The sequence below is a fragment of the Alteromonas sp. H02 genome, from assembly GCF_059682525.1.
Genome location: NZ_CM185021.1, coordinates 4,323,192 through 4,347,035 on the forward strand (window position 1 = coordinate 4,323,192; position 23,844 = coordinate 4,347,035).

Here is a 23,844-nt window from a genome sequence, read left to right on the forward strand (position 1 = left end):
TTATTCCTGCCAATTCGAACGGTCCCGGAGCAGGAAGTGACTATTTAAACGCCGGAATTATAACGGCATATATAACAAATTTGAATTTTTATGCAGTTTCGCAGACTTATAGCCGCTATTCAGCCAGACTATTGTTGTAACCACCGGGGTAACAACCGCATTTCTGCTAGCTTTTACGGGGATTCAGCCTGAGTTAGCGCAAACTGTGTTCCGGTACGTTTTCGGCCCGCAGTGGGGAAAAACGCATTAACCGGCCGCGCTCGCCGTCCGTCAGTACGTATACCGATCCGTCACGACCCACTATCACATCCCGTAAACGCTCATTTATAGTAGCAAAGATTTGCATTGTCGACATGGGATTTTGGTCTAATGCCACCGCATATAACGCCTGATCTTTCAGGCTGCTAACCAGCAGATGGTTGGCCAGCTCAGGAAAAGCCGAATCCTGATAAACCACTACTGAGGAAGGGGCTATGGATGGTGTCCAGTTTAACACCGGATCCACCATGCCATCATAATGGGTAAACGGCGAGATTTTTGCGCCGGAATAATCCATGCCCAGCGTCACCACGGGCCAGCCGTAGTTATTGCCAGCCTCCAGAGCATTAATTTCGTCGCCGCCATCCGGGCCATGTTCATTAAGCCATATCGTACCAGATTCCGGATCCTGAACCAGTCCCTGGGGATTGCGATGGCCAAGGGTATAAATATAGCTCTGCGGAGCATCGGGCGTGGTATAAAACGGATTATCCAATGGCGCACTGCCGTCTTCGTTAAAGCGCAGCACTTTACCCAGCATACTGTTTTTTTGCTGCGCCTGCTCACGATAGTCAAAGCCATCGCCGCTGGTCATTAACCAGGTACCGTCGGCCAGTTTTAGCAGTCGCCCGCCAAAGTGTACCGGCGTGTCTTTGGCTGTTTTAACGGTAAACAGACGCTGCACTTCAGGCTTGTCTCCCACCAGCTGCGTCGTGCCGAACGCGAGGTAGTTTTCGCTGTCATCACCCACCGAAAAGCTCAGATAGACCCGCCGGCTTTCGGTAAAGTCATCGGCCAGCACAATGTCCAGTAAACCGCCCTGCCCGGCCACATACAGCTGGTCTATTTGCAGCGGGATCTCAAGGCGTTGGCCGGCATTGGTATATTCAATAATAGTGCCGACACGTTCAGTGATCAGCCAGCCGCCGAGTGGATTTTCTACGGCCGCCCAGGGCGCGGCGAGGTAGCCTGCAATCTGGGTTTGATGGAAGTTTCCGGTTAACGGTGGCGGGTCATCGGCCTGTGCACAAAAGGCTCCGAACAGGCTAATTATCCCCGCCAGAAGGAGCATCAACTTTTGACTCCGCTGATGTAACGCTTTGCACATATCGATTAGACTATCAACAACTTGTACTTGGCAGCTTAGCATGAAATTATACGATTTGTGTTGCGCTTTATTGTAAGCAGTGTTGTCATCTGTGCAAGATGAGTACAAATTAAGCCTGTTGTAAGAGAGTAGTTCTGTAATGTCTGAAAAAGTCGTCGTTTACGAAGTTCAGTCCGACATCAGCCCGGTTACCAAAGCGGGCGCGTTGCTGGTGAGCTGGTTGTTGACCTACACCATTGCCAGTGTGTCTCAGTCACAATTTGTCCTCGCGAATCTGGAATCACTCGGCGTAAATATTACCGGTAATCAATGGCTCGAACATACCGTACTAGACTGGTGGGGTCTGCTTCCCAAATATGGTTCGGCAGTGTTTGCTGCGCTGTGTATTGCGTTATATGTGAGTGGCCGTGCCGGGCGCATGCTTAAACTGCGCAGTAACTGGCTTCACCCGCTGGCTGGCGGCCTGGCTATGGCGCTGATGTTAATGCTGATGCAACCGCTACTGGACGTTACCCTTATCGCCGGCACGCGCTCCTTTGAGGGCCAGCTCTGGCAGGTAATCGCCGGCATATCCGGCGGTTTAACGTATAAGTTTTTACGCCAGGACGTGGCGCGCTGGATAATCCAGCGACCACGCCAGAATGCGCTGCTGTAACTGCAACTAAATCTTTTCGATTGCCAGCGACGAACCCGCTTTGCTTATCTGATACTGACGCAGAGTTTTCGCGCTATAGTGCTCACTGGTAATGTTCGATACGCCAATAAAACTGGCGATTGCCGTCTTAGGAGCAAGCTCCAGCTTCACATAACCACGATGCTGACAATCCGTCCACAGAATTTCCCGGTTATGCTGCGCTACCCGTTGATCAAACTCCCCGGCCAGCGCCGGGCCAAAGGTTTCAAAATCACCCGGCGAGGTAATGCCTGCCGTACCCAGCTCCACCCCCATGGCATCGCCATCGCCGGCAAATAACTGATTTGCCCAGAACGCATGGCTATCACCGGTTAACACAATTAAATCAGTGGCTTTCGCCGACTGACAGAGCTGATAAAACTTCTCTCTGGCCACCGGGTAGCCATCCCAGGTATCCAGATAAATAGGTAAGTCATATTTACCCAGGGCCATAAAGTAACCGAAGTGTTGAGCTATCGCACCGTTATCTGCCAGCGCTTTGGGCAGAGATAAATCCGTGGCATCCGGAACGTTGGTTCGGGCCATTGGGATCTGGTTGCCGATCAGTCGCCATTTTGCCCCCTGAGCGACAGACTCGGCCAGTTTTTGGTTAACAAAATTCTCCATTGCTACGCTTAACATAGAACGACCGGGGTCACCTAACACCGACTCAATAAAATGCCGCAGGGTGTGTTCTGACTTTATCTGGGGCAGATGTTCGGCGTAGTCAATTTGTTTACTGCGTCCGGTATGGCGCGTTTCTAAGGTCGTCAGCGTAGCCAGATTGCCGAATTCAAAGTGCCGCCAGAGCTGCGCTTTTTCAGCCTGTTTAGCCGGTTCACGCAAAGGCATCCACTCGTAATAAGCCTGAATGGAGGCCGCCCTGCGATCAGCCCACTCGCCTTCACCAGGCTGATGATTCTGCGCGCCATGCAGGTAGGGATTATTGGCAGATTCGTGATCGTCCCAGGTGGGAATTAACGGATGCGAAGCATGCATTAACCGTGAACCATTATCAGTTTTATACTGGCGGTGCCGGGTTCGGTAATCTGTTAACGAAACAATTTCATTGGCGGGCTGATGCCGGCGCTTTAGCTTACGCCCTTCCTCGTCTCCCCAGCTGTCCTGCCCGTATTCGTAAATGTAATCGCCAAGGTGTAACACAAAATCGACCGACTCATCGCCCGCAATGTGGTGGTAGGCATTAAAGTAACCAAACGGGTAGTTTGAACAGGACGCCACGGCGATGTTCAGTGATTCCGGCTCGCCGGCGGGCAATGTCCTGGTGCGCCCGGGTTCACTCTGGCCATTGCTGGTAATAAACCGGTAATAATAAGTGGTTCCCGGTTCCAGACCGGTTACATCAATTTTGAAGGTGCAGTCCTGCGTTAACGCAGTTTCCCCCTGGCCACTTAGTACCAGCTGCTTAAATGCCAGATCCCTGGCTACTTGCCAGGTCAGGGCAATCGGTTCACGGGTGTGAGTCCATAGAATAACGCTGTTATGGGTCGGGTCGCCGCTTGCTACGCCACAGTCAAACAGGGGATTTACCGGCGCAGCGGCTACCTGATAAGCAAACGGCGTTAAGGCGCCAGAGGCAAGAGTGGTTTTTAAAAACTGGCGACGAGAGAAAATCATAGTAAGGTCCGCACAACAAAATGGAGCCTGACTATGCAGAAGCTCTGTGACACTCCGATGAAGTGTCGATGAACATTTGACTAAGGTATTGAAACTACTTCGTTAAGTACAACAATTGCCAACCCCCGCCGCCAACCGTTTAGCCGCGGGAGCGGATTTCTTCGACTCTCTTCAATCTGGTTAATACCTGTTCGCGGACTGCTGGCGACTGACGGGACAAAAACTCGTCGGCCTTGGCCTGGCTGTAGCGACCGTAACTTTGATAAATTCTCGACGTTAAAACGGTAAGGTTATCCTGGTTGGTGATCCTGTGCAGGTTCTGATCTGCAAACTGCGGATTTCGATAGGCCGAACGACTAATTAGCTCCGAAGTCAGTGGTTGGGTATCAATGTCGGTTTGTCTGTTTAGCCAGCTCAGCGCCTGTTCAGGCTGATTAAAGCTCATCGACTCAACCACCACTTTGGCTCGTGACTGGCGTTGATCCGGCGCCGCTCGTTGCATAAAACGATCGGCCGCTTCCGCCGGTTTTCTCACCATCCAATTGCGAAACGCTCTCTCCTCAATAGCTTGCCGCTGTTTAGGATCGCTTATCAGATCGAGCCTGGCCAGCGCTTCGTCTGGGTCTTTAGTTAACCAACTGGAGAACACAGCTTGTAACGCACTGTCGTTATCCATGGCCTGAACCCGGTCAAGTAAATACTCAAAATCTTCGGTATTTTGCAGGCTCCTGGCAGTGCTGCTTACGGCATAATCAATCGCTTCAAAGTCATTGGCATCGAAATCCGTTTCTATGCTGCTGATGGCGGCATCCAGGTCCTGTCGGGCGAGGCTTGAAAACAAGCCGCCCAGTGCAAATCTACCCACTGCCTGCTGGCGGGTAGCCTCGGGCTGGCTCAAATACCACTGCAGCGCAGCATGGGGGTCGGAATCTGCCCAGGTTGCTATGACAGCCGCCATAGCGCCGTCTTTTTGCATGCTGCCGGTCACGTTGAGGTTTACATAATCCACGGCCTGCAGTGGTGACAATTCTGCCAGCCGGTTGATAAACAACATCTTTATTTGCAGACTTTCCGGCGAGTCAGCGTATTCCAGCTGACTGAGCGCTGCTAAGGTTTGTTCTAAATTAAGTTGCGACACAATAGCATAGGCTTTGGCGATACTTGCCATGGTGGGCGACCAGCCCATATCGCCTAACAGCGCCTGCGTTTGCGCGACAGCATCATCTACGGTTACTGGCATATAGGCACTTTCAATATTCGCTTCAGGCCCCGCGCCAGTCTCCTCATAAATTGGCAAGATTGCGCTGCTTGTCACATTGTGCCTGTCTGGCTCTGCTGTGTCTTTAAGAGAGTTTACGGAACCGGGCCCGACGCTCTGGTGAGAGTTAACTTGTGATGTGCCATACCAATAAGCGCAGAGTACGGTCGCCATCCACAGCAAACCAATCAGTAATTTCATATCCAATCCTTTGAAAACGAGAACCTACCGGTCTTACCTTGTTGAGGTTATTAATGACCGGAAAATACAACTAAAGTCTAACCTTTAATGGCTCGTTGCGCCAAAATAATTGTTTAGCAGGTCACATAGCCAACCCGTCTGATTGGCTGATATTACAACGAGGTGTCCCTGGCCAGAAAGCCGAGCGCAGAGCGACTGCCATGCAGGCGGATTTGTTGCCCCGGACGAAGTCGCTCCCACTGCGATCTGGTCGTTACCTGGCACACATAATCAAAAAACTGAGCGCTGTACTCCGCCAGATAAATTTTGCCGTTACAGTGCTTTCTACGAAAGCGGCGGGGTAACTTTGCGATAGTCACCTGCTCGGTTGCCGTGCTGGCATCCAATACATAAAGATGCAGCGCGACCGGCGCGCCACGGTAAACTGCCAGGGCTGTAAACAAAGCAACCAGCAACGCTGCGCCAATCGCATTATAAAAACGGCGCGGTGAATCAACCTTAACCTGCTTTTTGCCCTTCGCCAGCCGCTCGGCACTCATTTTACGCAGGTGATTGGTGTGGAGGAATTTTTTGCAAGTTACCACAAATACCACCAGGCCCGCCGTTAAGGCTACCCATTTGAAGGGGGTAACCATCTCGTTATTCAGCAGAAAAGAGTGAAAATAAACCGGTAGTAACATGGCGCCGAGAATTAAACCGCCACAAATAAGCGCTAATGTGCCAAGCAACTTGCGCTGTATTTGCTCGGGAGTTTCAGGTTCTGGCAGCAGTATTTCCTGCTCAGGCGCGGGGGAATCGTCTTCATTGGCTTCAAGTGAAGCCAGCGCCTGAAGAATTTTTTCCACCCGTTCCGGAAAACGCGCTTTGTCGATGGTCCTGAGCGCTTCTTCAAGTTCTGCTTTAGAGTAACGACTGTAATCTGGTGTCACTGATCCATTGACCTTTCTGACTGTCCTGTACAGTACGATACATGACCGGCTATAAAAAAACTAATCAATCCGAATCAATAGGTTATTTCGTACTAAACTGATATTTTACTGGGAAGTCCATCGCTTATTAGGAAAACGGATGAATTTACGGCTGCTCACCACCCGCGTCAGGGTACTATGGGAATCACTGTCTACCAGCTACTGGTTTATCCCTCTGCTAATGATGAGTACAAGCGTGGCGCTGTGTTATGCCTGTTTATCGGTTATTGAACGGGCTTTTCTGCCGGACGTTTTACGACCGCTTATCCCTCTGGTTACGCAAGAAAGCGTTCAGCAATTACTGTCTACCGTCGCCGGCGCCATGATAACCGTAACCAGTATTGCTTTCTCTATGACCCTGGTATCGTTAACCCTGGCCTCAAATCAGTTTGGGCCGCGCTTAATTCGCAATTTTATGCAGGATCGTAATACCCAGATGGTGCTCGGAATACTGGTTTCCACTTTTCTGTTCTGCCTGATTTCCCTGCATCACTTGTCGTCGATAAACAGTAATCAGGATGCGGTTTCCATGTTAGCCGGTGCCACCGTGTTTCTGGCTCTCATCGATTGTGTCACCATCATCTATTTTATCCACCACGTGTCCCGCTCTATTCAGGCCGACCAGGTGATTGCCAATTGTGTACAACATTTCGAAAGCAACATTAACTCATTCTTGCCGGTACCTGAGTCTAACGCCTCCGTCCGCGCTATTGCCGAGCAGTGGGCAGCGCCACAAGGTGACTTTCAGGTGAGCGTGAAAGCGGTTCAAAACGGATATGTTCAAACCATCAATTATGCCAGCTTTCTAAATCAGACTGCCACCGAGGTGGCAGGGTGTGAGTTACATGTTCGCAGCGGCGACCACGTTTTATGCGGCGAAGCATTGTTTACCGTTCACTGCCGGCAACCTGCCAGCGAGGACGAATTTACTACGCTGCGACAAGCGGTGGTGCTGGGCGCCAACCGAACCCCCATTCAGGATCCTGAGTTTGCTATCAGTCAGCTGGTTGAAATTGCCCTGCGCGCTTTATCACCGGGGATTAATGACCCGCATACAGCCATCACCTGCGTGGATAAGCTAACCGCCATTTGTGTGCAGGTGGCCACCCGCGAGTTTCCGGCAGAAAACCTCATTCACACTTCGTCTGAGGTGTGGCTGAAACGTCGCACATTCACCTTTGCCGGTGTAGTCGATAAAGCGTATAGTCAGGTCCGCCAGTCAGCTAACGACCAGATTGCAGTGCTTATCCACTTACTTAAGAGCCTGGCAAAATTACAGCAATGCTGCGCAGCCACTGAGCAAAAAACCATATCAACTCATGCCCTTAGCATCGAACAGCAAATTGCCACGCTAACCATCAGTAGCAGTGATAAAAAATCCATAGAAGAGGCTATGTTGCCGTTTAGAGCCTAAGTCAATGTGACTGAACTAAAATAGAAAAGCCGGTAATGAATACCGGCTTTGGGTTAACTAAGCGGCTGTAATATTAAGAACCCAGTTCTGCCTGAATCTGCTCGCTGCTGCTCTTTTCTGACTCAACAAACTTTGACCACTGCTGCGCCATCCCTTTGCTTGAGCTGAATTTCTCAGCTTCGGCCAGGGTATCCAGCGCGGCGGCATATTGTTTTTTGTTGTACAGCGCCATACCTTTAATCAGATACGGGATGCCCGGGTTCCGCAACTCGCCTTTATTCAAGGCATTATCGGCCGCTTCAATGGCGTTGTCCCAGTTTTCCATGTTCAGATAGATCTGCGCAAGCTGGGCATCCAGCTCACCATCGTCAGATAAATCTGCCGCCTGAGCCATCACCGGTACCGCTTTTTCCTGTTCTTTAGCCAGCGTCCAGCTTTGGCCGAGGAACTTAAGGTTACGCAGATTCTTTTCCAGCACCCCATCATTTAACGCCTGCTCCATCAGACGGGCGCCTTTATAAGGCGCTTTATGATAGTAATAAAGCTGTGCAAGGTTAAAGATATCGCCGCCATTGGTCACGTAGCCCTGCTGATAAGCCGCTTCCATGATCGCCAGCTGCGTTTTCTCTTCACCCAGCTCACCGTACATACCCGCCAGTTGGATCCAGTACTTTGGCTCGTTAAACAACTTCACCATTTTTACCAGCACGTCTTTAACCTTTTCAGGCTGCTTGAGCTCGTAATAAATAGCACGTTGTAAAATCAGCCAGCCTTCGTCCGGGATCATGCCTTCATCTTCGTGACCTTTAATGGCCTGATTGATGAATTCTGACGCTTCAGCGTACTGCTTATTCTGATAATAGGCCTGGGCTTTAATTACCAGATTCTTCGGTGGAATCTTACCGGTATTCAACGCTTCCCAACGCTCAAGATACTCAATACTCTGGCTGTAGTTACCCTGCATCAGGTGTAGCTGGGCCAGACTGAACAGCGTGCTCATCTCGAAGCTTTCCGGGATTGGCTGTTGCGCAACCACTTTGGCAAAGTTTTCCAGTGCTTTGTCGTACTGCTCGTCGTTGTAGTAAATAAAGCCGTAGAAGTTATACATCATGGCCAGCTCATAGCTGTTCATGGAACTTGCTTTGTCCTGAACCACATCCAGGATGTCCACCGCTTCAGCAATGTTGCCTGCATCCGCCTGTTCCTGGGCACGGGCTAACTGCTCGTAAACCTTCGAACGTAATGCCGGCGTACGACGAGTGGGTCGCTCGCTGGCTTTTTGTTCTTCCTGGGCAACTGCAGGTGCTACCACCAGCGAACTCGCGCCAGTGAACAACAAGCCTGCCACCGCCAGTGACAACAGGGATTTAGAAAGTGTCTGTTTCATACTCACCTTACCCGTCTATCTGGAACGTAATACGGTTCTGCACACCGGAAACTTCCGCTGGCTCACCATTTACAACCCGAGGCTTATACTTAAACTTCTTCGCTGCGTCCATCGCGGCCTGCTCAAAAATGCCTTGTGGATTCGCTTCGATAACGAACACGTCTTTCACGGCACCTTGTTTGGTTACGGTGAACTCAACAATAACAAAACCTTCGATACCACGTTGCAGTGCACGACGGGGATAAACCGGCGATACCTTCACAATTGGCAGGTACTCACCATCGCCGCCTTCCAGCGCTAAACCGCCGCCTTCCAGTGCCATGCTGTCGCCCACATCTGCGGCAAAAGACATTCCGCTGCTATCCGCGTCCGGACTCGGCGAGTCCATTTGCGGAGAGTCCATCGGCGGTGGTGGCTCTTCTGGCTTGGGTGGCTTACGTGGTTTACGTTCTTTCTTCTGCACCTGCTCTTCAGGTTTAATGCGCACAAAGTCTAACACGCTGCCTTTAGGCGGCTCAGTGAGTGCACTGCCGCCCATTTTAATCAGCGACTGCATCAGAAAGAACAATCCCAACGTAATCGCCAGTGATACAACAAATGCGATTAAAAATCGTGACATGGTCTATGCTCGCTTATGGCTCTTGCGCGGCGATTGACACATCGTAAACACCAGCGGCCCGGGATGCATCCATCACTTTAATTAGCGTATCCGTAGTGGCTTTCTTATCGGCCTGAATAACTACGGTGCCCTGCGGGTTTTCCGCGTGTAAACGCTCAATATTAGCCTGTACAGCACGAACATCGATACGTCGCTTGTTAATCCAGATTTCGCCTTTATCCGTGATGGCAATCAGGATGTTGGCGCGATCTTTCTTAACCGCTGTGGCGGCTTCCGGACGGTTAACGTCGATACCCGCTTCTTTCACAAAAGAGGCCGTTACGATGAAGAAGATCAACATGATAAATACAACGTCCAGCATGGGCGTCATATCAATGGTGGCTTCTTCTTCATCCACCAGGTTTTGAAAATGCTGTTTCATAATTCTTTGTTACCTTGCTAGTGGGCGACTCGCAACGAGTCCCCCTCTCGGAATACCTTGTTAGCGCTTGACGAGTGCTTCTTCTAAGTGAGCACGTTCGGTTTTCACTTTGCGGTTCAACCAGGTTGACGCAAATACACCAGACAGTGCTCCAACCATTCCGGCCATTGTCGGAATAGTGGCTTTCGAAACACCAGACGCCATCGAACGGGCATTACCTGAACCTGAGATGGCCATAACATCAAAAACTTCGATCATTCCGGTTACCGTTCCCATCAGACCCAGCAGCGGACAAAGTGCTACCAGCGCCTGAATAATCGGGATACTGCCATTTAAACGAATGGTCAGCGACGAAATGACTTTTGAGCGAACCTGCTCAGCGTACCAGGAAGAACGATCTTCGCGGGATTTCCACTGAGCGATTGCTTCTTTGCTTAAGCTTTTGTGCCAAATCAGCAGGTACAGAGCACGTTCGAGGATCAAGAGCCACATGACGAATATCAGTAAGCCGATGACCAGGAGTACCTGGCCTCCGGTTTCTGTAAAATCACGAATTGCTTCCAGAAACTCAATCATGATGATTAGCCTTTCTCAGCGCGCTCAGCGATTACTCCGGCAGCTTGTTCCTGCAGAATGTAAACAATGTTCTTACTACGCGTATTCAGCATCGCGTACAGTAAGGTAGTCGGGATAGCTACCACCAGACCCAGTACGGTAGTTACCAGGGCAGTAGAGATACCACCAGCCATCAGTTTCGGGTCACCGGTACCAAACAGGGTAATCGCCTGGAAGGTGTTGATCATACCGGTAACGGTACCTAACAGACCCATCAGCGGTGCAACCACAGAGATTATCTTAATGATGGTCAGGTTACGGCCCAGCTTAGGTACTTCAGCCAGAATGGCTTCAGTTAAATGCAGTTCCAGTGCTTCAGTGTCGGCATTAGGGTGCTCATCACGGACTTTCAGTACACGGCCCAGCGGGTTGTTGGCTTTCACTTCTTTAGATTTCAACTGGCTGTTAACCTTGGTACGAATAATTGTCAGAGTGAACAAACGCTCGATTGACAACAACAGACCAAAAGCACCGACGATTAAGATGATGTAACCCACTACACCGCCCTGCTCTACACGTTCCTGCAGGTTAGGCGCCTGAACCAGCAGGCCAAGGATTGAACCGCCAGTCGGGTCGATACCAAACTTAACAATTTCACCGTTAGAGGCTTGCAGTTCTGCGGCAGATTCACCGTAGCGGCCCGCAGGCTGACGGATAAGCTCGGCAACCGTACCGGTTACGCCGTTGTAGTCGAGGTACTTGCCATCAGCAACCAGGGCAAACGGACCAACACGAACCACTTCTTTAGACACTTTGGCACCACCCGCTTCCACTACGTCGGTAGTGAACTTGGTGACTTTGCCTGATTGGGTCATTTCGCGCTGAATTTCATACCAGACCTGCTCAATCTCATCGATAGAGGCCAGTTTTGAGCTTGAGCCCATGTCCTGTGCAAGCTGGTCTAAGAATGCAGCACGGCCAGGGATTTCAGCAGAGACCACTGAGTTATAAAATTTGTTTTTAGTGTCGCCGGCAACCTGTTGCAGCACACCAAATAACTCTTTTAATGAACCTAAACGGTTGGTCAGCGCTTCATTTAAGTCTGCCAGTTTAAATTCGTTTTCTTCAAAGGTCGTTTCGAGCTGCTCTGACGTCGCCAGCGTGCGGTCACGCAGCTGTGCAGTTTCACGCAGAATGCGGTCCTGCTCTGCTCGCTGAGCCATAAACTCTTGCTCACGCTGTTTGTTTTGCTCAGTTTGCGCAAACTTACCTTCTTCCAGCTGCTTTAATAAAGCATCTAAATCTAAGGCACGGTCATCCTGTGCGACAGCGCTTACGCTGATGCTCGCAGCAACCAGACCAAATACGATATTCTTAAACGATTTCAACATCATCTTCGTCCTCTTAGTCTGTAATCGCGACAGGCAGCATTAACAGATCAGGCGCAAGTTGCTTCTTGGCCATGCGTAATGCTTTGGTTACCTGGGTACGGTAAGAGCTGTCTAACTCTTCCCACTGACGGGTTTGCTTGTTCCACACGCCCTGCGTGCCGGCATCACGAGTTTGATAAATCAGCGCGGTACGACCTAAGCGTAAAAACTCAACGTCACGCTCCTGACCGTTAATTTCGTGGATACCCGTGTAGGCTTCCATAGTACGGCCATAATCCATCTCAACCTGATACGCTTCCATTACACGACGGAATTTTTCAGACGCTGCCACATCGGCGCGGTCCATCATGCTTTTCAGGCTGGCGATACGCTCAGCACGCTCTTGCGGCAGAAACGGTACGTCCAGTTCGATAAACTGTTCCAGGCCATCAATCATGCGGATCATCAGTGGCGTGATTTGACGCTCGATAACAGACACTTCATCGATTGCCGCATTCAGGTCAGCCATTTCCTGTTCCTGGCTGGCGATCTGTTTACGCAGCTGGTTGTTGTACACTTCCAGACCTTCGATCTCTTTGTTCAGCGTTTTAAACTGTTGCAGCTTGCTGTCAATCTGATCGGTAATGCCATCAATTTTTTGCTGCGATTTGGCAGCTGACTCGTTGATTTCCTTGGCAGTGTCAATGGCAGGCTTTAAGTCCTGCTCCTGAGCAAAGGCTGACGCCGACAATAAAGCCGTGCTCATCAGCAAGGTGTTAAAAAGCTTCATAGATTCAAACCTTTTGTTTTCAAGAAATCGGATGTACCGACCACTAAATTAGCTGCGGGTAGGATAGGGGGTTTCTGTGACAGTTTTATTACATATCTGTCATATAAATATGGCAGTAAAAAGGGGCCCTTACGGCCCCTTTGCTGATGCTGCTTAGAACTGGTAGCTGTAGCTTAAACCAAACTCTACGCCATCTTCCTGTAACAACAGGTTTAAGCCTTCCTGTTGAATCTGCTTGGATTGATCCAGCAGGTTTTTGATGCTGAATTTAATCCGCGTATTGAAGTCGGGATAGTAGGTATAGTTCATGTCCAGTGAATGGTAGGTCTGCTCTTCGGCATCCTCGTTACCACGCGTACCAGGCACGATAATCCGTGGACCAAAGGCGTTGTATACTAAGGTTGCAGAGTGCTCACCGTTATCTGAGTCGTAACCTACCTGCAGGTTAGCGACCCATTCAGAGTGGCCTACCAGGCGACGTTTGTTGTTGGTTACCGTAATCGATGCAGAGGTCGCGTTTAACGCATCGAGCAACTGGGTTTCAAACAAACTGGTCACGTCATCTTCTACCGCACCTAAGGTTACCTCAGAGTCTGAAATGGTCAGGTTACCGGTAACGAAGAAGTTGCTTAAGTCACTGCTGATAATGCTCAGGTCCTGCAGGAACTCCACTTCCAGGCCGTATAACTGACCCGATTCACCGTTGGCGGTTAACAGGTTAGGTGCAGCGCCACCCACGGTGTTCAGCTCAATCAGTTCGATTGGGTTTTCGATGTCTTTATAAAACAATGCAACCGACAGGTTATTGCCCGCTTCACGATACCATTCCCAACGGAAGTCGACGTTGTCCAGCTTAGAGCTTTGCAGCAGTGGCGTACCACGTACCAGAAACTCAGTCAGCGGGTCGATAAAGAAGGTCACACTTACGTCACGCAGGTCCGGGCGGATGGTCGTCTGACTCATATTCAAACGGAACTGCATGTCGTTATCCATCATGTAGGTTAACGCCAGTGACGGGAAGAAGTCGTCTTCCTCAAAGAATAACTGCTCGATTTCTTCCGGGCTCACGGAAAACTGGTTTGAGTGTGCCTCAAATGGTACCGAAACCTGACGGAAGTCTTCGTAGCGTACACCGCCGCTTATCCGCCAGGTGTTATCGATAAACGCATCCATCATAAGATAGTAGGCGTCTATTTTAGTCCCTGCGGCAAATTCGTCGCCATCAGCCATGCCGGATTCCAAAATGTTGGCGCCGGTTGCACTGCGATAGAAATCATCATTATTGATGTTTTCATCGGAGAAAATCTCATCAATGCGGTTACCAAACAGGAAATCGCTTGAGATTGCCCGGTGGGTCACATTAATAGGAATGTTCTCAGCCTTACGCGCTTTTTCGAAGAAGTCGGCACCGGCTTTAATTTCCAGTTCCAGGCCTTCGTCCATAATCGGATAGCCCGCGTTCCAGCCCCAGGTTTCCACTACGTCGCGCAGGTCCTGATAACCTCTGTTAACACTGGTAGCTGCAATAGGCTGCAATTGTTGATCAACAAAGGTTCCCTCTGCAAAATTTTGCTGGTAGGTTACATCCAGACTGCCTGGTGCCGAACGACGCGCCCGGCTGGTGCCGGCGTACCAGTCGAGGTACAGGAAGTTAAGCTCAGGGAAGTTATGAGTACCTTTAATCTGATTCGAGTTCATGCGGCGTTCTTCAAACAACATGTCCACACGTTGTAATTCGGTTTCGCCAAAGACCGTTTCATTAATATCGATAAATTCACGTACCCGCACCCGGTCACTCATGTCGTGCAGGATCAGGTTAGTCATATCGATACGGTGGTTGCTGTTGATTTCCCAACCGAGGTTAAGCATGCCGCTCCAGCGTACCTGCTGTTCGGTATCCACGCCTTCAAAGAACTGCGCGAAACATTTGCCGTCTTTAGAATAGCGATCCGGCAGGTCAGAACAACCTACGGTGCCCAGGTTATTACCCTGACTGCCCTGATTGATATTCCATTCATTTTCGTAAGACACTGCCGACAGGAAACCAAATACCCCGTAATCGGTATCGTAGTTATCCCCTAAGGTCATGCCCAGATTGAAATCAGGATCAACACTTTTTGGATCAGGACCGATATCCCAAAACATCGAGCTCAGCATAGCTTTGCGATCTTCCAGGGTTAAACGATAACTGTTGGAACCCTGAATACCGGCGTCAGATTGCGCCCGGTCGAGGCTGTCTGAAATGACCGATGAGAGTTCACGGGTGCCATCGTCGCGGCCGGTCCAGTCGTCACCGCCGCCCGAATAAAAGAATCCATCATCTGAGTTATTGGTGTTGTACCCTAACCCGCCACTTAAACGGAAAATAAAGTCAGTCGGGATGGTTTTGGTACGAATGTTTACGTTACCCCCACCGAAGTGCGAAGGAATATTCGGCGAAAAGGATTTTTGTACATTCAGACTTTCAATAATGTCGGAAGGAAATAAATCCAGTGGCACTACAGAGCGGGTTGGATCCGGACTCGGCACACCCATTCCGTTTAGCTGTGTACTGGAATAACGTTCACCTAAACCGCGAACGTAAATGAATTTGCCGTCTACCAGGGTTAAACCGGTAACACGACGAAGTGCAGATGCGGCGTCGCCATCACCTGTACGGGAAATTTGTTCAGCACCCATTATATCGGCTACGAAGGCCTGGTTCTGACGTTCCTGCAATACTGCAGCAGCTGTGCCTTTCAAACGAGTTCCGGTGGCAACAACTTCTTCGATGGCCTGGGCTTCGTCCTGCTCTGCTTCTTGAGCAATCGCACTGTTTAACGGCACTAATGAACCGGCACAGAGAGCAAAGGCAACCGATTTATACAGCCGCGAGAGTGACGGCATTGGACGGTCTGATGAACTCATTATTCTAAAACTCCATTGGGACTCAAATTTTGCTGGATTTTCAACAGGTCAGGCGCCATACGGCGCCTTCCCTATTTATGACTTACGGTAAGCGCGGTGTGGATTACTCCAGACCGACAGTTACCCATCCTTGCGTCCAGTCATTGCTGGCGTCCATGGCACCGATAAAGTCAGTGTCTTCCAGCAGGTCGTTACCGGTGAAGGTTAACGAAGAATCTAACAGTACCGAACCAGCAGCTGGCATATAACCATTGTCTGCCATACCCAGCTGGTCGGCGGTGGAGACCATGTTAGAGGCATCCGCCAGGAACCAGTCTTCGGCAAACTGGTCACCAAAGTTGCTGCCCGCCTCACACGCTACGATTGAGTCAGCGATTGACAGGTCACCCGCGGTAGCAAGCGCCTGAGACTCATCACCGTTTACACGCAGACAGTTGCTGTAACCGGCAGGTCCGGTGATTACGAAACCGTGCAGAGAGCCAGCAGTACCGGCGCGCAGACGAACACCATTGGTTTGCGCTGCGCCTACAATGGTAACGTTGGCAACAGTCGGGTTAGTCAGTGGCGTAGCCGCCGCATCAAATTCGCTGTTGTCTGATTCAAACGCGTTATCGCCACCAGCAGAGTCCTGCTTAATCAACACGTATTGTGCAGTACCTGTCCAACCGAATGACCAGTCGAAGGAATCATCACCGTTGGCGGTCAGTACCACGTGCTTAACGCTTACGGTACCACCGAAGAACTCGATACCGTCGTCCAGGTTCTGGTGAACCTGAATGTAGTCAACCGACGTACCAGAACCTACCCCGGCGAAGCTGATACCGTTTAGTTCGTCACCGTTACCTAAGGTACGGCCCGCGTATTTAACCACAACGTACTGGATAGTGCCTGAATTATCTTCAGGTTGGTTACCACCGAACTGACCTGCGTCACCCTCGGCAGCTACACCACAGTTAGCCAGTTCAGATTCAGTGGCATCACCGGTAGTGTCGCCACAAGAGTTCGCTGGTGCATTACCCAGTAATACCAGCCCCCCCCATTGGCCAATGCCCGTTTCCTGACCCGTTACGTCTTGTACAGAAGTCATCACAATTGGCGCATCAGCAGTACCCATGGCGCGGATTTTCGAACCGCGACGCACTACCAGGAAGTCTTCACCCTGCTGACCGATTAGCGTAGTGCCTGCATCGATATAAAGGGTGGCAGAGTTCTGGTTATCACCACCAACCGCAGTACGACCTGTTAATACCCAGTGCGCATCGTTAGACAGCGCAACGTCGGCGTTAAATTCAACGTCTTCATCTAACTGATAAACCGGCTTGTCAGTGATTTCCGGGAAGCTTGAAGACACGTCAGTCGCCAGGCCTTGCTCAAAAGCGTTGGTGACCAGAGTCTGGTCCATACCGTAGGCCCAGCCTTCAGTCCAGTCGTTTTCACCGTCGAAGGCACCGATGTAATCGGTTGACGCAAACCAGCTATCATCTTCAACGTCGGCCACGTCTGCACCAGCGCCTAACAGCGCAGAACCTGCACCCGGCATACGGCCCAGCGTACCTAAGTTAAGGTCGGCAGAAGTCAGTACCTGGTTGTTGTTACCTGCAGTAAACCATGACTCAGCGAAAGCATCACCGAAGTTGCTGGCGGCAGCACAAGCGACTACTGAGTTAGCAATTGACAGGCTACCCGCAGTGGCCAGAGCCTGAGACTCGTCACCGTTTACACGTAAACAGTTGCTGTAGCCTTCAGGGCCGGTAATTGCGAAGTTATACAGCGCACCTGCAGTACCGGCACGTAAACGTACGCCGTTTGTCATTGCAGCACCCTGGATAGTGACGTTAGCTACCGTTGGGTTAGTCAGCGGTGTAGCAGAAGCGTCGAATTCGCTGTTGTCAGATTCAAAGGCGTTATCACCACCTTCAGAGTCCTGACGGATATAAACGAACTGTGCTTTACCTGTCCAGCCGAATGACCAGTCGAAAGAGTCATCGCCATTGTCGGTCAGTACAACGTAACGAACGTTAACAGTACCACCGAAGAATTCGATACCATCGTCCAGATTCTGGTGAACCTGAATGTGGTGAACGTTGGTTTGTGAACCCACACCCGCAAAGCTGATACCGTTCAGCTCATCACCGTTACCTAAGGTACGGCCCGCGTGTTTAACCACTACGTACTGAATAGTACCTGAGTTGTCTTCCGGGTTATTACCGCCGAACTGACCTGCGTCACCTTCAGCTGCGACACCACAGTTAGCCAGCTCGTCTTCGGTTGCGTCGCCAGCAGTATCGCCACAAGAGTTAGCTGGTGCATTACCCAGTAATACCAGGCCGCCCCATTGGCCAATGCCGGTTTCCTGACCTGTTACGTCCTGCACAGAGGTCATGGTGATAGGTGAACCAGGCAGACCCAGTGCTTCAATCTTAGAACCACGACGAACGACCAGGAAGTCTTCACCCTGCTGACCGATAATAGTGGTGCCATTTTCGATGTATAAAGTTGCTGAATCCTGGTTATCACCACCCACTGCGGTACGACCGGTTAATACCCAGTGCGCATCGTTAGTCAGGGTAACGTCGGCAGTAAATACCACGTCTTCGTCGATTTGATAAACCGGCTTGTCAGTCAGTTCCGGGAAGTTTGCAGAAACGTCCTGGGCTAAACCTTGCTCAAAAGCGTTATCCACATCCGCAGGGAAACCACCGTTAACACCTGAAGTCCAGCCAGACATCCAGTTAGTTGCGCCGTCAAACGCACCTACGTAGTTAGCTGAATCAAAGCTGCTGTGCAGTGCGGTAGGATCAGAACCTGAAGTCAGCAATACAGAACCTTGTGCAGGCGTGTAACCGTCATCGCTCAGACCAAGTTCAGCAGGTGTCAGCACCTGGTTGCCAGACTGTGAGGCAAACCACTCAGCGGTGGTCATGGTACCGATAGTGTCGCTACCAAAGTTATTGTTAGCATCTTCACAGGCAACAATTGAGTTGGTGATAGCCAGTTCACCGTCCGCAGCCAGTTCCTGAGACTCAGAACCGTTTACGCGCAGACAGTTTTGATAACCTGTAGGACCGGTTACTAACACGTTAGTCAGGAAGCCGGCAGTACCCGCACGCAAGCGCACACCGTTAGTTTGCGCGTCACCAACGATAGTCACGTTAGCAATATTAGGCTGAGTTAATGGCGTAGCAGCTGCGTCGAACTCGCTGTTGTCTGCTTCAATGGCGTTGTCGCCATTTTCGCTGTTTTGCTGGATATAAACGAACTGGGCAGAACCTGTCCAGCCAAATGACCAGTCTAAGCTGTCGTCACCGTTATCAGTCAGCACAACGTGTTTAACGTTTACGGTACCACCAAAGAACTCAACACCATCGTCGAGGTTCTGGTGAACCTGAATGTAATCGACTTCGGTGCCTGAACCCACACCCGCAAAGCTGATGCCGTTCAGTTCGTCGCCGTTACCTAAAGTACGGCCTGCGTGCTTAACCACGATGTAGCGCAGTACACCCGAGTTATCAGTTGGGTTGTTACCGCCAAACTGGCCAGCGTCACCCTCTGCAGAAACACCACAGTTATTCAGTTCGTCCTGAGTAGCGTTACCTTCGGTATCACCACAAGAGTTAGCCGGTGCTTTACCCAGCAGTACCAGGCCGCCCCATTGACCGATATCGGTTTCCTGACCGGTAACGTCCTGTACAGAGGTAAAGATGATTGGCTCAGCAGCCGTACCTTCGGCCATGATTTGTGAACCACGACGAACAACCAGGAAGTCTTCGCCTTCTTCACCAAAAACAGTGGTACCCGCTTCAATGTTCAGCACGGTAGAGTTTTCATCATCGCCACCCACAGCAACACGACCGTCCAGCACCCAATGTGCGTCGGCAGTCAGCGTGGTTTCTTCGTTAAACTCTACGTTTTCGTTCAGGCGATAAACCGGCTTGTCGGTGATTTCAGGAAACTCTGAAGACACATCGGTGGCCAGGCCCTGATCTAACGGGTTTTCTGCACCCGTTGGAGTTGGTGTAGGGGTTGGGGTTGGTGTAGGGGTTGGCGTAGGTGTTGGTGCCGGATCCGTTACCACATCACCTTCGTTGATATTAATATCCCCACCACAACCTGCCAGAATAAGTGCAGTTGCAATGGCTGATGCTCTGAATGTGTGCTTGATAGCCATTAAAATTCTCCAAAACCACTTTATGTCATTATTTCAATGGCTGAGAAGACTACCGGACTTGAATGACACTTTTGTTACACTATTTAGCTGTAACAAAAGTTTCTTATTTTTCAGTTGATGATTGTTTTTTAAACACTAGCTTGAAGTACTAAAACCGCCAGCACTAGCGCCGTTGCGGGCTTATGGGCGATTTTCGGCTGAATTATGACAGTGGTCAGACCGCCTCTCTGAACCACTTGGTGATCACCACTTTTTCACCTTTTATAACAGGATGGGCATGATGCAGGGTGTTGGCATTAGGCCGCCCGTCCGGCAATAAATTATTCCAGATCACCGCCATACCAGGGTGAGGAGTAAACGATTTATCCAGTTTAACAAACTCTGTTTCGCCACCCGCCTCAACTTCGTTCAGATACACCATGCATGTCCAGGTACGCTGCCCCAGTTGACTGGCAAACTGGCGGTATTCACTGGTACCGGGTTCAAAATAATCGGTATGGGCTTTAAATTGCTGACCAGGCGCATAGTGCTGAGCCTGGATAGGCTCTTTATTGCCTTTGGCAAAACCAAAATAATCAATAATGTGCGCAGAGACCTGATGGGCAATTTCACTGTCGAGGCTTACCAAGTCACAGGTGCTCGAGGTTCTGAAGGCGGTATCTGCCTCAGTGCTGGCTGTGGTAATAGTGGATGGCCTGAGATGCTGTTTACTCAGCGCCACGATGCTTTCACAGGTCGGCAACGGCAGAAAATCCTTCACCACATACAGCTGTGCCTGCTTGGCTTCTATTATCTGTATATTATCAGGCAGCCCCGTTGCTATAAATTTCGGCTGAGGATAGCGTGATGCGTATTGCCGGGCCAGTGACTGTTGCTGTGCGGGAGGCAGGTTATTTCCAAGCAGCGCCACAATTTCAACGTGGGCAAACCCTTCGCCCAGCAACGTGGTATAAAGCTGCGTTACCGGTACATTGCGTAACAAGTTGGTTAGCACCCATTGCTTCCACTGCGCTTGCATTAATAGGCCTCCGCTCCACCAATAGCCCGCATCTGGCGGTTCAGCATATCTTCACGAATGGGGAAGTAGCCATCTCGCTCTACCTGCTGCTGGCCGCGCTGCGACAGCACGTAACGCAAAAATTCACTCTCCAGTTTGGGCAATGGCTCGCCGGGAGCTTTATTTACCACCAGATACAAAAACCGGCTGAAAGGGTAAGTTTCATTTTGTACGGTTTCGCTGGTCAGCGGCACCAGGTTATCTGCGCTATGCCCTAACGGCAGCGCTTTCACGCCGGCAGTCTTGTACCCGTAAGCGGCATATCCCATACCGCCTTTACTGGACGCAACAGATAATACTACCGAGGCAGAGCCCGGCTGCTCATTCACCGATTTGGTAAAGTCGCCGTCGCATAACGCCATAATTTTAAACAGGCCGTAGGTACCCGATACCGAGTTTCGGCTGAATAACCTTATGGGTGCCGAATCGCCATAATCACTGATCCCCAGCTGCGACCATTTGGTAATGCGCTCCTCGGCGCCGCAATAACGGGTAACGGAAAAAATAGCATCCACCTGCTGCAGGGTTAATCCTGCAAGCGGATTGCGGTGTTCAACAAAAATAGCAATGGCATCGATGGCAACCTTGATCACCGTAGGCGGGTAACCATGAGCCTGTATAAACGCGCGCCGCTCACTAGGCTTTAAATCCCGGCTCATAGGGCCAATGGTAGCGGTACCTTCGGTCAGCGCCGGCGGCGCAGTAGAAGAACCTGATGCCTGGATCTGGAAGGTCACATCCGGGTAAAGGGTTTTAAATTCCTGGGACCACAGGGTCATTAAGTTAGCCAGGGTGTCGGAGCCCACAGAGGTAATATTGCCTGCCACACCGGGCTTGCGCTCGTAGCCGGTTTCACTGGCTACAGCACTTACGGAAACTCCGATAAGCAGTAATAGAAAAGCAAACTTGTGCATATTACTCCTGGCTGGCAATCATCTCGGCATCAAATTCAAAAAAGAATTCGCTGCCCTCGCCTACCCGACTGGTGATTTGAAGTTTTGAATTATGATGATTCAGCACGTGTTTTACAATGGATAAGCCCAGCCCCGAGCCGCCGGTTTTTCGTGAGCGTGCTTTATCCACCCGGTAAAAACGTTCGGTCAGTCGCGATAGATGGCGCTGCTCTATACCATCACCGTTATCTTTTACGGCAAACCGCACACCGGCTTTGGTCACCGACCAGTACACGTCAATATTGCCGCCTTCCGGCGTATAGTTGATGGCATTAAAAATCAGATTGGAACAGGCGCTGCGCAATTCGGTTTCAATACCGTAAATACGCACTCCGGGAGTCAGGTGAAACTCAATGGTGTGGTGCTTGTCTTTATTCAGCGCATCGGCTTCAATTTTCACCTGATTGAGCATCGCCGCCATATCCACCGTGTTTTCGTACACGCGCTCGGAGCTTGCTTCAATTCTGGATAGCACCAGTAAGTCTTCAATCAGACTCTGCATACGCTGAGTCTGGGTGCTCATTTCAAGATAAGCTTTTTTCACAAACGGATTAAGCTGTTCATCGGCATCCGGCAGTATTTCCAGGTAGCCGTTGATAACCGTGAGTGGCGTACGTAATTCGTGGGAAACGTTGGCGACAAAATCTTTGCGCATTTCCTCGAGCTGGCTCAGACGCGTGACATCCCGGGCAATCAGCAATAAGTGCTCTTCACCATAGGGCATGATCCGGTATTCGAAAGATTTTAACGGGTTGAGCGGTGACGGTACTTCAATCGGAAAATGATATTTCCCGGCATGAAAATACTCGATAAATTCAGGGTGCCGGATTAGGTTATCCAGTCGCCGCCCCGCATCAGACGGCCAGCGCAAGCCCAGCTCCAGACGGGCCAGGCGGTTGCACCAGATAATACAGGCTTTGGAATCCACCACCACCGCAGCATCGGGCAAAGCTTCTGACCCTTCGCGAAACCTTTTAACCAGCGCGCCCAACTCCTTGCGTTTGTTGCGGTTACGCCGCTGCAGGTAGTAAATCCCTTCGTAGATATGTTCCCATAATCCACTGACCGACGGCGGCGACATCTTACGGCTGTGCCACAACCAGCGGTTTAATTTGAATAACTGCCAGTAATTAACCAGCAATAAACCCGTGGCGCCCATAGCCACAGCCAGCAGCATGTCTTCCACATACCAGCCGATAATCGCAAAGAAGATAAGAAACAGGACGAGTCGCGCAACTGACTTTATCCACGAAAAGGGGTAATACATCCCGGTTGTTCCTTTCTTGCGCGCTGACGATGGGGCAGACTATACCTACCCCAAAGATGAAATCAAATTAAAGCTTAGTCGAAAAGCGGTAACCTGCACCTCTGACCGTTTGGATCATGGCGTCGTGTCCCTGACCACCAATGGCTTTGCGTAAACGGCGAATATGCACGTCCACCGTGCGATCTTCCACGTAGACGTTGGTTCCCCAAACATTGTCGAGCAATTGTTCACGGCTATACACCCGCTCCGGATGCGTCATGAAAAAGTGCAATAACTTGTATTCTGTAGGGCCCATATCCAGCGCTTCGTCATTGGCCATTACCCGATGCGAGATAGGCTCTAACTTAAGACCGTTAAATTCAATGGGTTGCTCATTTGAGGTGGGTGTAACGCGGCGCATCACTGCCTTAATACGAGCCACCAGTTCCTTGGGCGAAAACGGTTTGGTAATGTAATCGTCCGCACCGGCATCCAGGCCACGGATTTTATCGTCTTCCTCGCCGCGAGCAGTCAGCATGATGACCGGAATATCCCGGGTAAATTCATGTTGCTTCAGGCTTTTGGCCAGTTGAACGCCGCTACCACCAGGTAGCATCCAGTCCAACAAAATTAAATCAGGATAAGGTTCTACCAACTTTTGTTGCGCGATATCGTAATCTTCTGCTTCGATAGTCTCAAATCCCGACTGTTCCAGCACAAAAGATAGCATGTCGCGAATAGGCGCTTCATCCTCTACCAACAAGACTCTTCTTGACATAGATTTTTTCCAGCTCATAACAAAACGCCGCTATTATTATCAGGGTGTGTGACAATTTTATTAAACGATTACATT

18 protein-coding genes are annotated in these 23,844 nt (G+C 50.5%); 2 read left to right on the forward strand and 16 right to left on the reverse strand.

The annotated features are described in order from the left end of the window. Positions 1 to 193: 193 nt before the first annotated feature. Complete coding sequence (locus tag AC566Q_RS20075) at positions 194 to 1,330, reverse strand: PQQ-dependent sugar dehydrogenase (protein WP_499609960.1); 1,137 nt, start codon at positions 1,328 to 1,330, stop codon at positions 194 to 196. Between the two features lie 175 nt (positions 1,331 to 1,505). Between AC566Q_RS20075 and AC566Q_RS20080 the strand changes: the two genes are divergently transcribed. After that, positions 1,506 to 2,021: a hypothetical protein gene (locus AC566Q_RS20080; protein WP_105932908.1), complete on the forward strand. Its 516-nt coding sequence runs from the start codon at positions 1,506 to 1,508 to the stop codon at positions 2,019 to 2,021. A gap of 6 nt (positions 2,022 to 2,027) precedes the next feature. On the opposite strand, the gene AC566Q_RS20085 is transcribed toward AC566Q_RS20080, so the two are convergent. From AC566Q_RS20085 to AC566Q_RS20095, 3 genes are all read right to left on the reverse strand, one after another. Then, complete coding sequence (locus AC566Q_RS20085; RefSeq protein WP_499609962.1) at positions 2,028 to 3,677, reverse strand: alkaline phosphatase D family protein; 1,650 nt, start codon at positions 3,675 to 3,677, stop codon at positions 2,028 to 2,030. A gap of 139 nt (positions 3,678 to 3,816) precedes the next feature. Then, positions 3,817 to 5,136 carry a hypothetical protein gene (locus AC566Q_RS20090; RefSeq protein WP_499609965.1) on the reverse strand — a complete coding sequence of 440 codons (1,320 nt, stop codon included), beginning with the start codon at positions 5,134 to 5,136 and terminating at the stop codon, positions 3,817 to 3,819. A gap of 152 nt (positions 5,137 to 5,288) precedes the next feature. Then, positions 5,289 to 6,065, reverse strand: coding sequence for a hypothetical protein (locus AC566Q_RS20095; RefSeq protein ID WP_105932911.1), 777 nt, complete (start codon positions 6,063 to 6,065; stop codon positions 5,289 to 5,291). Between the two features lie 139 nt (positions 6,066 to 6,204). Here AC566Q_RS20095 and AC566Q_RS20100 point away from each other — a divergent pair, with 139 nt between their 5' ends. Further along, entirely contained in the window at positions 6,205 to 7,518 is a 1,314-nt protein-coding gene (locus AC566Q_RS20100) for a DUF2254 domain-containing protein (RefSeq protein WP_499609969.1), read from the forward strand. Between the two features lie 73 nt (positions 7,519 to 7,591). Here the strand turns inward: AC566Q_RS20100 and AC566Q_RS20105 are convergent, their stop codons facing one another. The 12 genes from AC566Q_RS20105 to phoB form a co-directional block, all read right to left on the reverse strand. Then, a complete protein-coding gene (locus AC566Q_RS20105; RefSeq protein WP_499609972.1) occupies positions 7,592 to 8,905 on the reverse strand; it encodes a tetratricopeptide repeat protein in 1,314 nt (437 codons plus the stop codon). Between the two features lie 7 nt (positions 8,906 to 8,912). Beyond that, on the reverse strand, positions 8,913 to 9,524 hold the full coding sequence (locus AC566Q_RS20110) for an energy transducer TonB (RefSeq protein ID WP_499609975.1): 612 nt from the start codon (positions 9,522 to 9,524) through the stop codon (positions 8,913 to 8,915). 13 nt (positions 9,525 to 9,537) lie between these two features. Then, complete coding sequence (locus tag AC566Q_RS20115) at positions 9,538 to 9,945, reverse strand: ExbD/TolR family protein (protein ID WP_105932915.1); 408 nt, start codon at positions 9,943 to 9,945, stop codon at positions 9,538 to 9,540. A 60-nt stretch (positions 9,946 to 10,005) separates the two neighbouring features. Continuing rightward, the gene (locus tag AC566Q_RS20120; protein ID WP_105932916.1) at positions 10,006 to 10,521 is read right to left on the reverse strand and encodes a MotA/TolQ/ExbB proton channel family protein; all 516 of its coding nucleotides are present in this window, start codon (positions 10,519 to 10,521) and stop codon (positions 10,006 to 10,008) included. 5 nt (positions 10,522 to 10,526) lie between these two features. Beyond that, the gene (locus tag AC566Q_RS20125) at positions 10,527 to 11,891 is read right to left on the reverse strand and encodes a MotA/TolQ/ExbB proton channel family protein (RefSeq protein WP_499617564.1); all 1,365 of its coding nucleotides are present in this window, start codon (positions 11,889 to 11,891) and stop codon (positions 10,527 to 10,529) included. A gap of 13 nt (positions 11,892 to 11,904) precedes the next feature. Then, the gene (locus tag AC566Q_RS20130; protein WP_499609978.1) at positions 11,905 to 12,660 is read right to left on the reverse strand and encodes a DUF3450 domain-containing protein; all 756 of its coding nucleotides are present in this window, start codon (positions 12,658 to 12,660) and stop codon (positions 11,905 to 11,907) included. A gap of 153 nt (positions 12,661 to 12,813) precedes the next feature. Beyond that, positions 12,814 to 15,567, reverse strand: coding sequence for a TonB-dependent receptor domain-containing protein (locus tag AC566Q_RS20135; protein WP_499609981.1), 2,754 nt, complete (start codon positions 15,565 to 15,567; stop codon positions 12,814 to 12,816). A gap of 103 nt (positions 15,568 to 15,670) precedes the next feature. Further along, entirely contained in the window at positions 15,671 to 19,735 is a 4,065-nt protein-coding gene (locus AC566Q_RS20140) for a beta-helix domain-containing protein (RefSeq protein ID WP_499609984.1), read from the reverse strand. A 214-nt stretch (positions 19,736 to 19,949) separates the two neighbouring features. Further along, positions 19,950 to 20,753: a prolyl hydroxylase family protein gene (locus AC566Q_RS20145; RefSeq protein ID WP_499609986.1), complete on the reverse strand. Its 804-nt coding sequence runs from the start codon at positions 20,751 to 20,753 to the stop codon at positions 19,950 to 19,952. Further along, positions 20,753 to 21,706, reverse strand: a complete 954-nt coding sequence (locus tag AC566Q_RS20150; RefSeq protein ID WP_499609989.1) for a PstS family phosphate ABC transporter substrate-binding protein — start codon at positions 21,704 to 21,706, stop codon at positions 20,753 to 20,755. The genes AC566Q_RS20145 and AC566Q_RS20150 overlap by 1 nt, the downstream gene beginning before the upstream one ends. 1 nt (position 21,707) lies before the next feature. Then, positions 21,708 to 23,012 (reverse strand): phosphate regulon sensor histidine kinase PhoR, encoded by a 1,305-nt coding sequence (phoR, locus tag AC566Q_RS20155; protein WP_499609992.1) that lies wholly within the window; start codon positions 23,010 to 23,012, stop codon positions 21,708 to 21,710. Positions 23,013 to 23,079: 67 nt separating this feature from the next. Beyond that, positions 23,080 to 23,769, reverse strand: a complete 690-nt coding sequence (gene phoB / locus AC566Q_RS20160) for a phosphate regulon transcriptional regulator PhoB (RefSeq protein ID WP_105932924.1) — start codon at positions 23,767 to 23,769, stop codon at positions 23,080 to 23,082. Positions 23,770 to 23,844 lie beyond the last annotated feature (75 nt).

Bases quoted from the DNA above. Each gene is read 5' to 3' on its own strand.
- AC566Q_RS20075 (WP_499609960.1), bottom strand. From the start codon at position 1,330: ATGCTCCTTCTGGCGGGGATAATTAGCCTGTTCGGAGCCTTTTGTGCA.
- AC566Q_RS20140 (WP_499609984.1), bottom strand. From the start codon at position 19,735: ATGGCTATCAAGCACACATTCAGAGCATCAGCCATTGCAACTGCACTT.
- AC566Q_RS20120 (WP_105932916.1), bottom strand. From the start codon at position 10,521: ATGATTGAGTTTCTGGAAGCAATTCGTGATTTTACAGAAACCGGAGGC.
- AC566Q_RS20110 (WP_499609975.1), bottom strand. From the start codon at position 9,524: ATGTCACGATTTTTAATCGCATTTGTTGTATCACTGGCGATTACGTTG.
- AC566Q_RS20115 (WP_105932915.1), bottom strand. From the start codon at position 9,945: ATGAAACAGCATTTTCAAAACCTGGTGGATGAAGAAGAAGCCACCATT.
- AC566Q_RS20100 (WP_499609969.1), top strand. From the start codon at position 6,205: ATGAATTTACGGCTGCTCACCACCCGCGTCAGGGTACTATGGGAATCA.
- AC566Q_RS20125 (WP_499617564.1), bottom strand. From the start codon at position 11,891: ATGTTGAAATCGTTTAAGAATATCGTATTTGGTCTGGTTGCTGCGAGC.
- phoR (WP_499609992.1), bottom strand. From the start codon at position 23,012: ATGTATTACCCCTTTTCGTGGATAAAGTCAGTTGCGCGACTCGTCCTG.
- AC566Q_RS20090 (WP_499609965.1), bottom strand. From the start codon at position 5,136: ATGAAATTACTGATTGGTTTGCTGTGGATGGCGACCGTACTCTGCGCT.
- AC566Q_RS20105 (WP_499609972.1), bottom strand. From the start codon at position 8,905: ATGAAACAGACACTTTCTAAATCCCTGTTGTCACTGGCGGTGGCAGGC.
- AC566Q_RS20145 (WP_499609986.1), bottom strand. From the start codon at position 20,753: ATGCAAGCGCAGTGGAAGCAATGGGTGCTAACCAACTTGTTACGCAAT.
- AC566Q_RS20150 (WP_499609989.1), bottom strand. From the start codon at position 21,706: ATGCACAAGTTTGCTTTTCTATTACTGCTTATCGGAGTTTCCGTAAGT.
- phoB (WP_105932924.1), bottom strand. From the start codon at position 23,769: ATGTCAAGAAGAGTCTTGTTGGTAGAGGATGAAGCGCCTATTCGCGAC.
- AC566Q_RS20085 (WP_499609962.1), bottom strand. From the start codon at position 3,677: ATGATTTTCTCTCGTCGCCAGTTTTTAAAAACCACTCTTGCCTCTGGC.
- AC566Q_RS20135 (WP_499609981.1), bottom strand. From the start codon at position 15,567: ATGAGTTCATCAGACCGTCCAATGCCGTCACTCTCGCGGCTGTATAAA.
- AC566Q_RS20080 (WP_105932908.1), top strand. From the start codon at position 1,506: ATGTCTGAAAAAGTCGTCGTTTACGAAGTTCAGTCCGACATCAGCCCG.
- AC566Q_RS20130 (WP_499609978.1), bottom strand. From the start codon at position 12,660: ATGAAGCTTTTTAACACCTTGCTGATGAGCACGGCTTTATTGTCGGCG.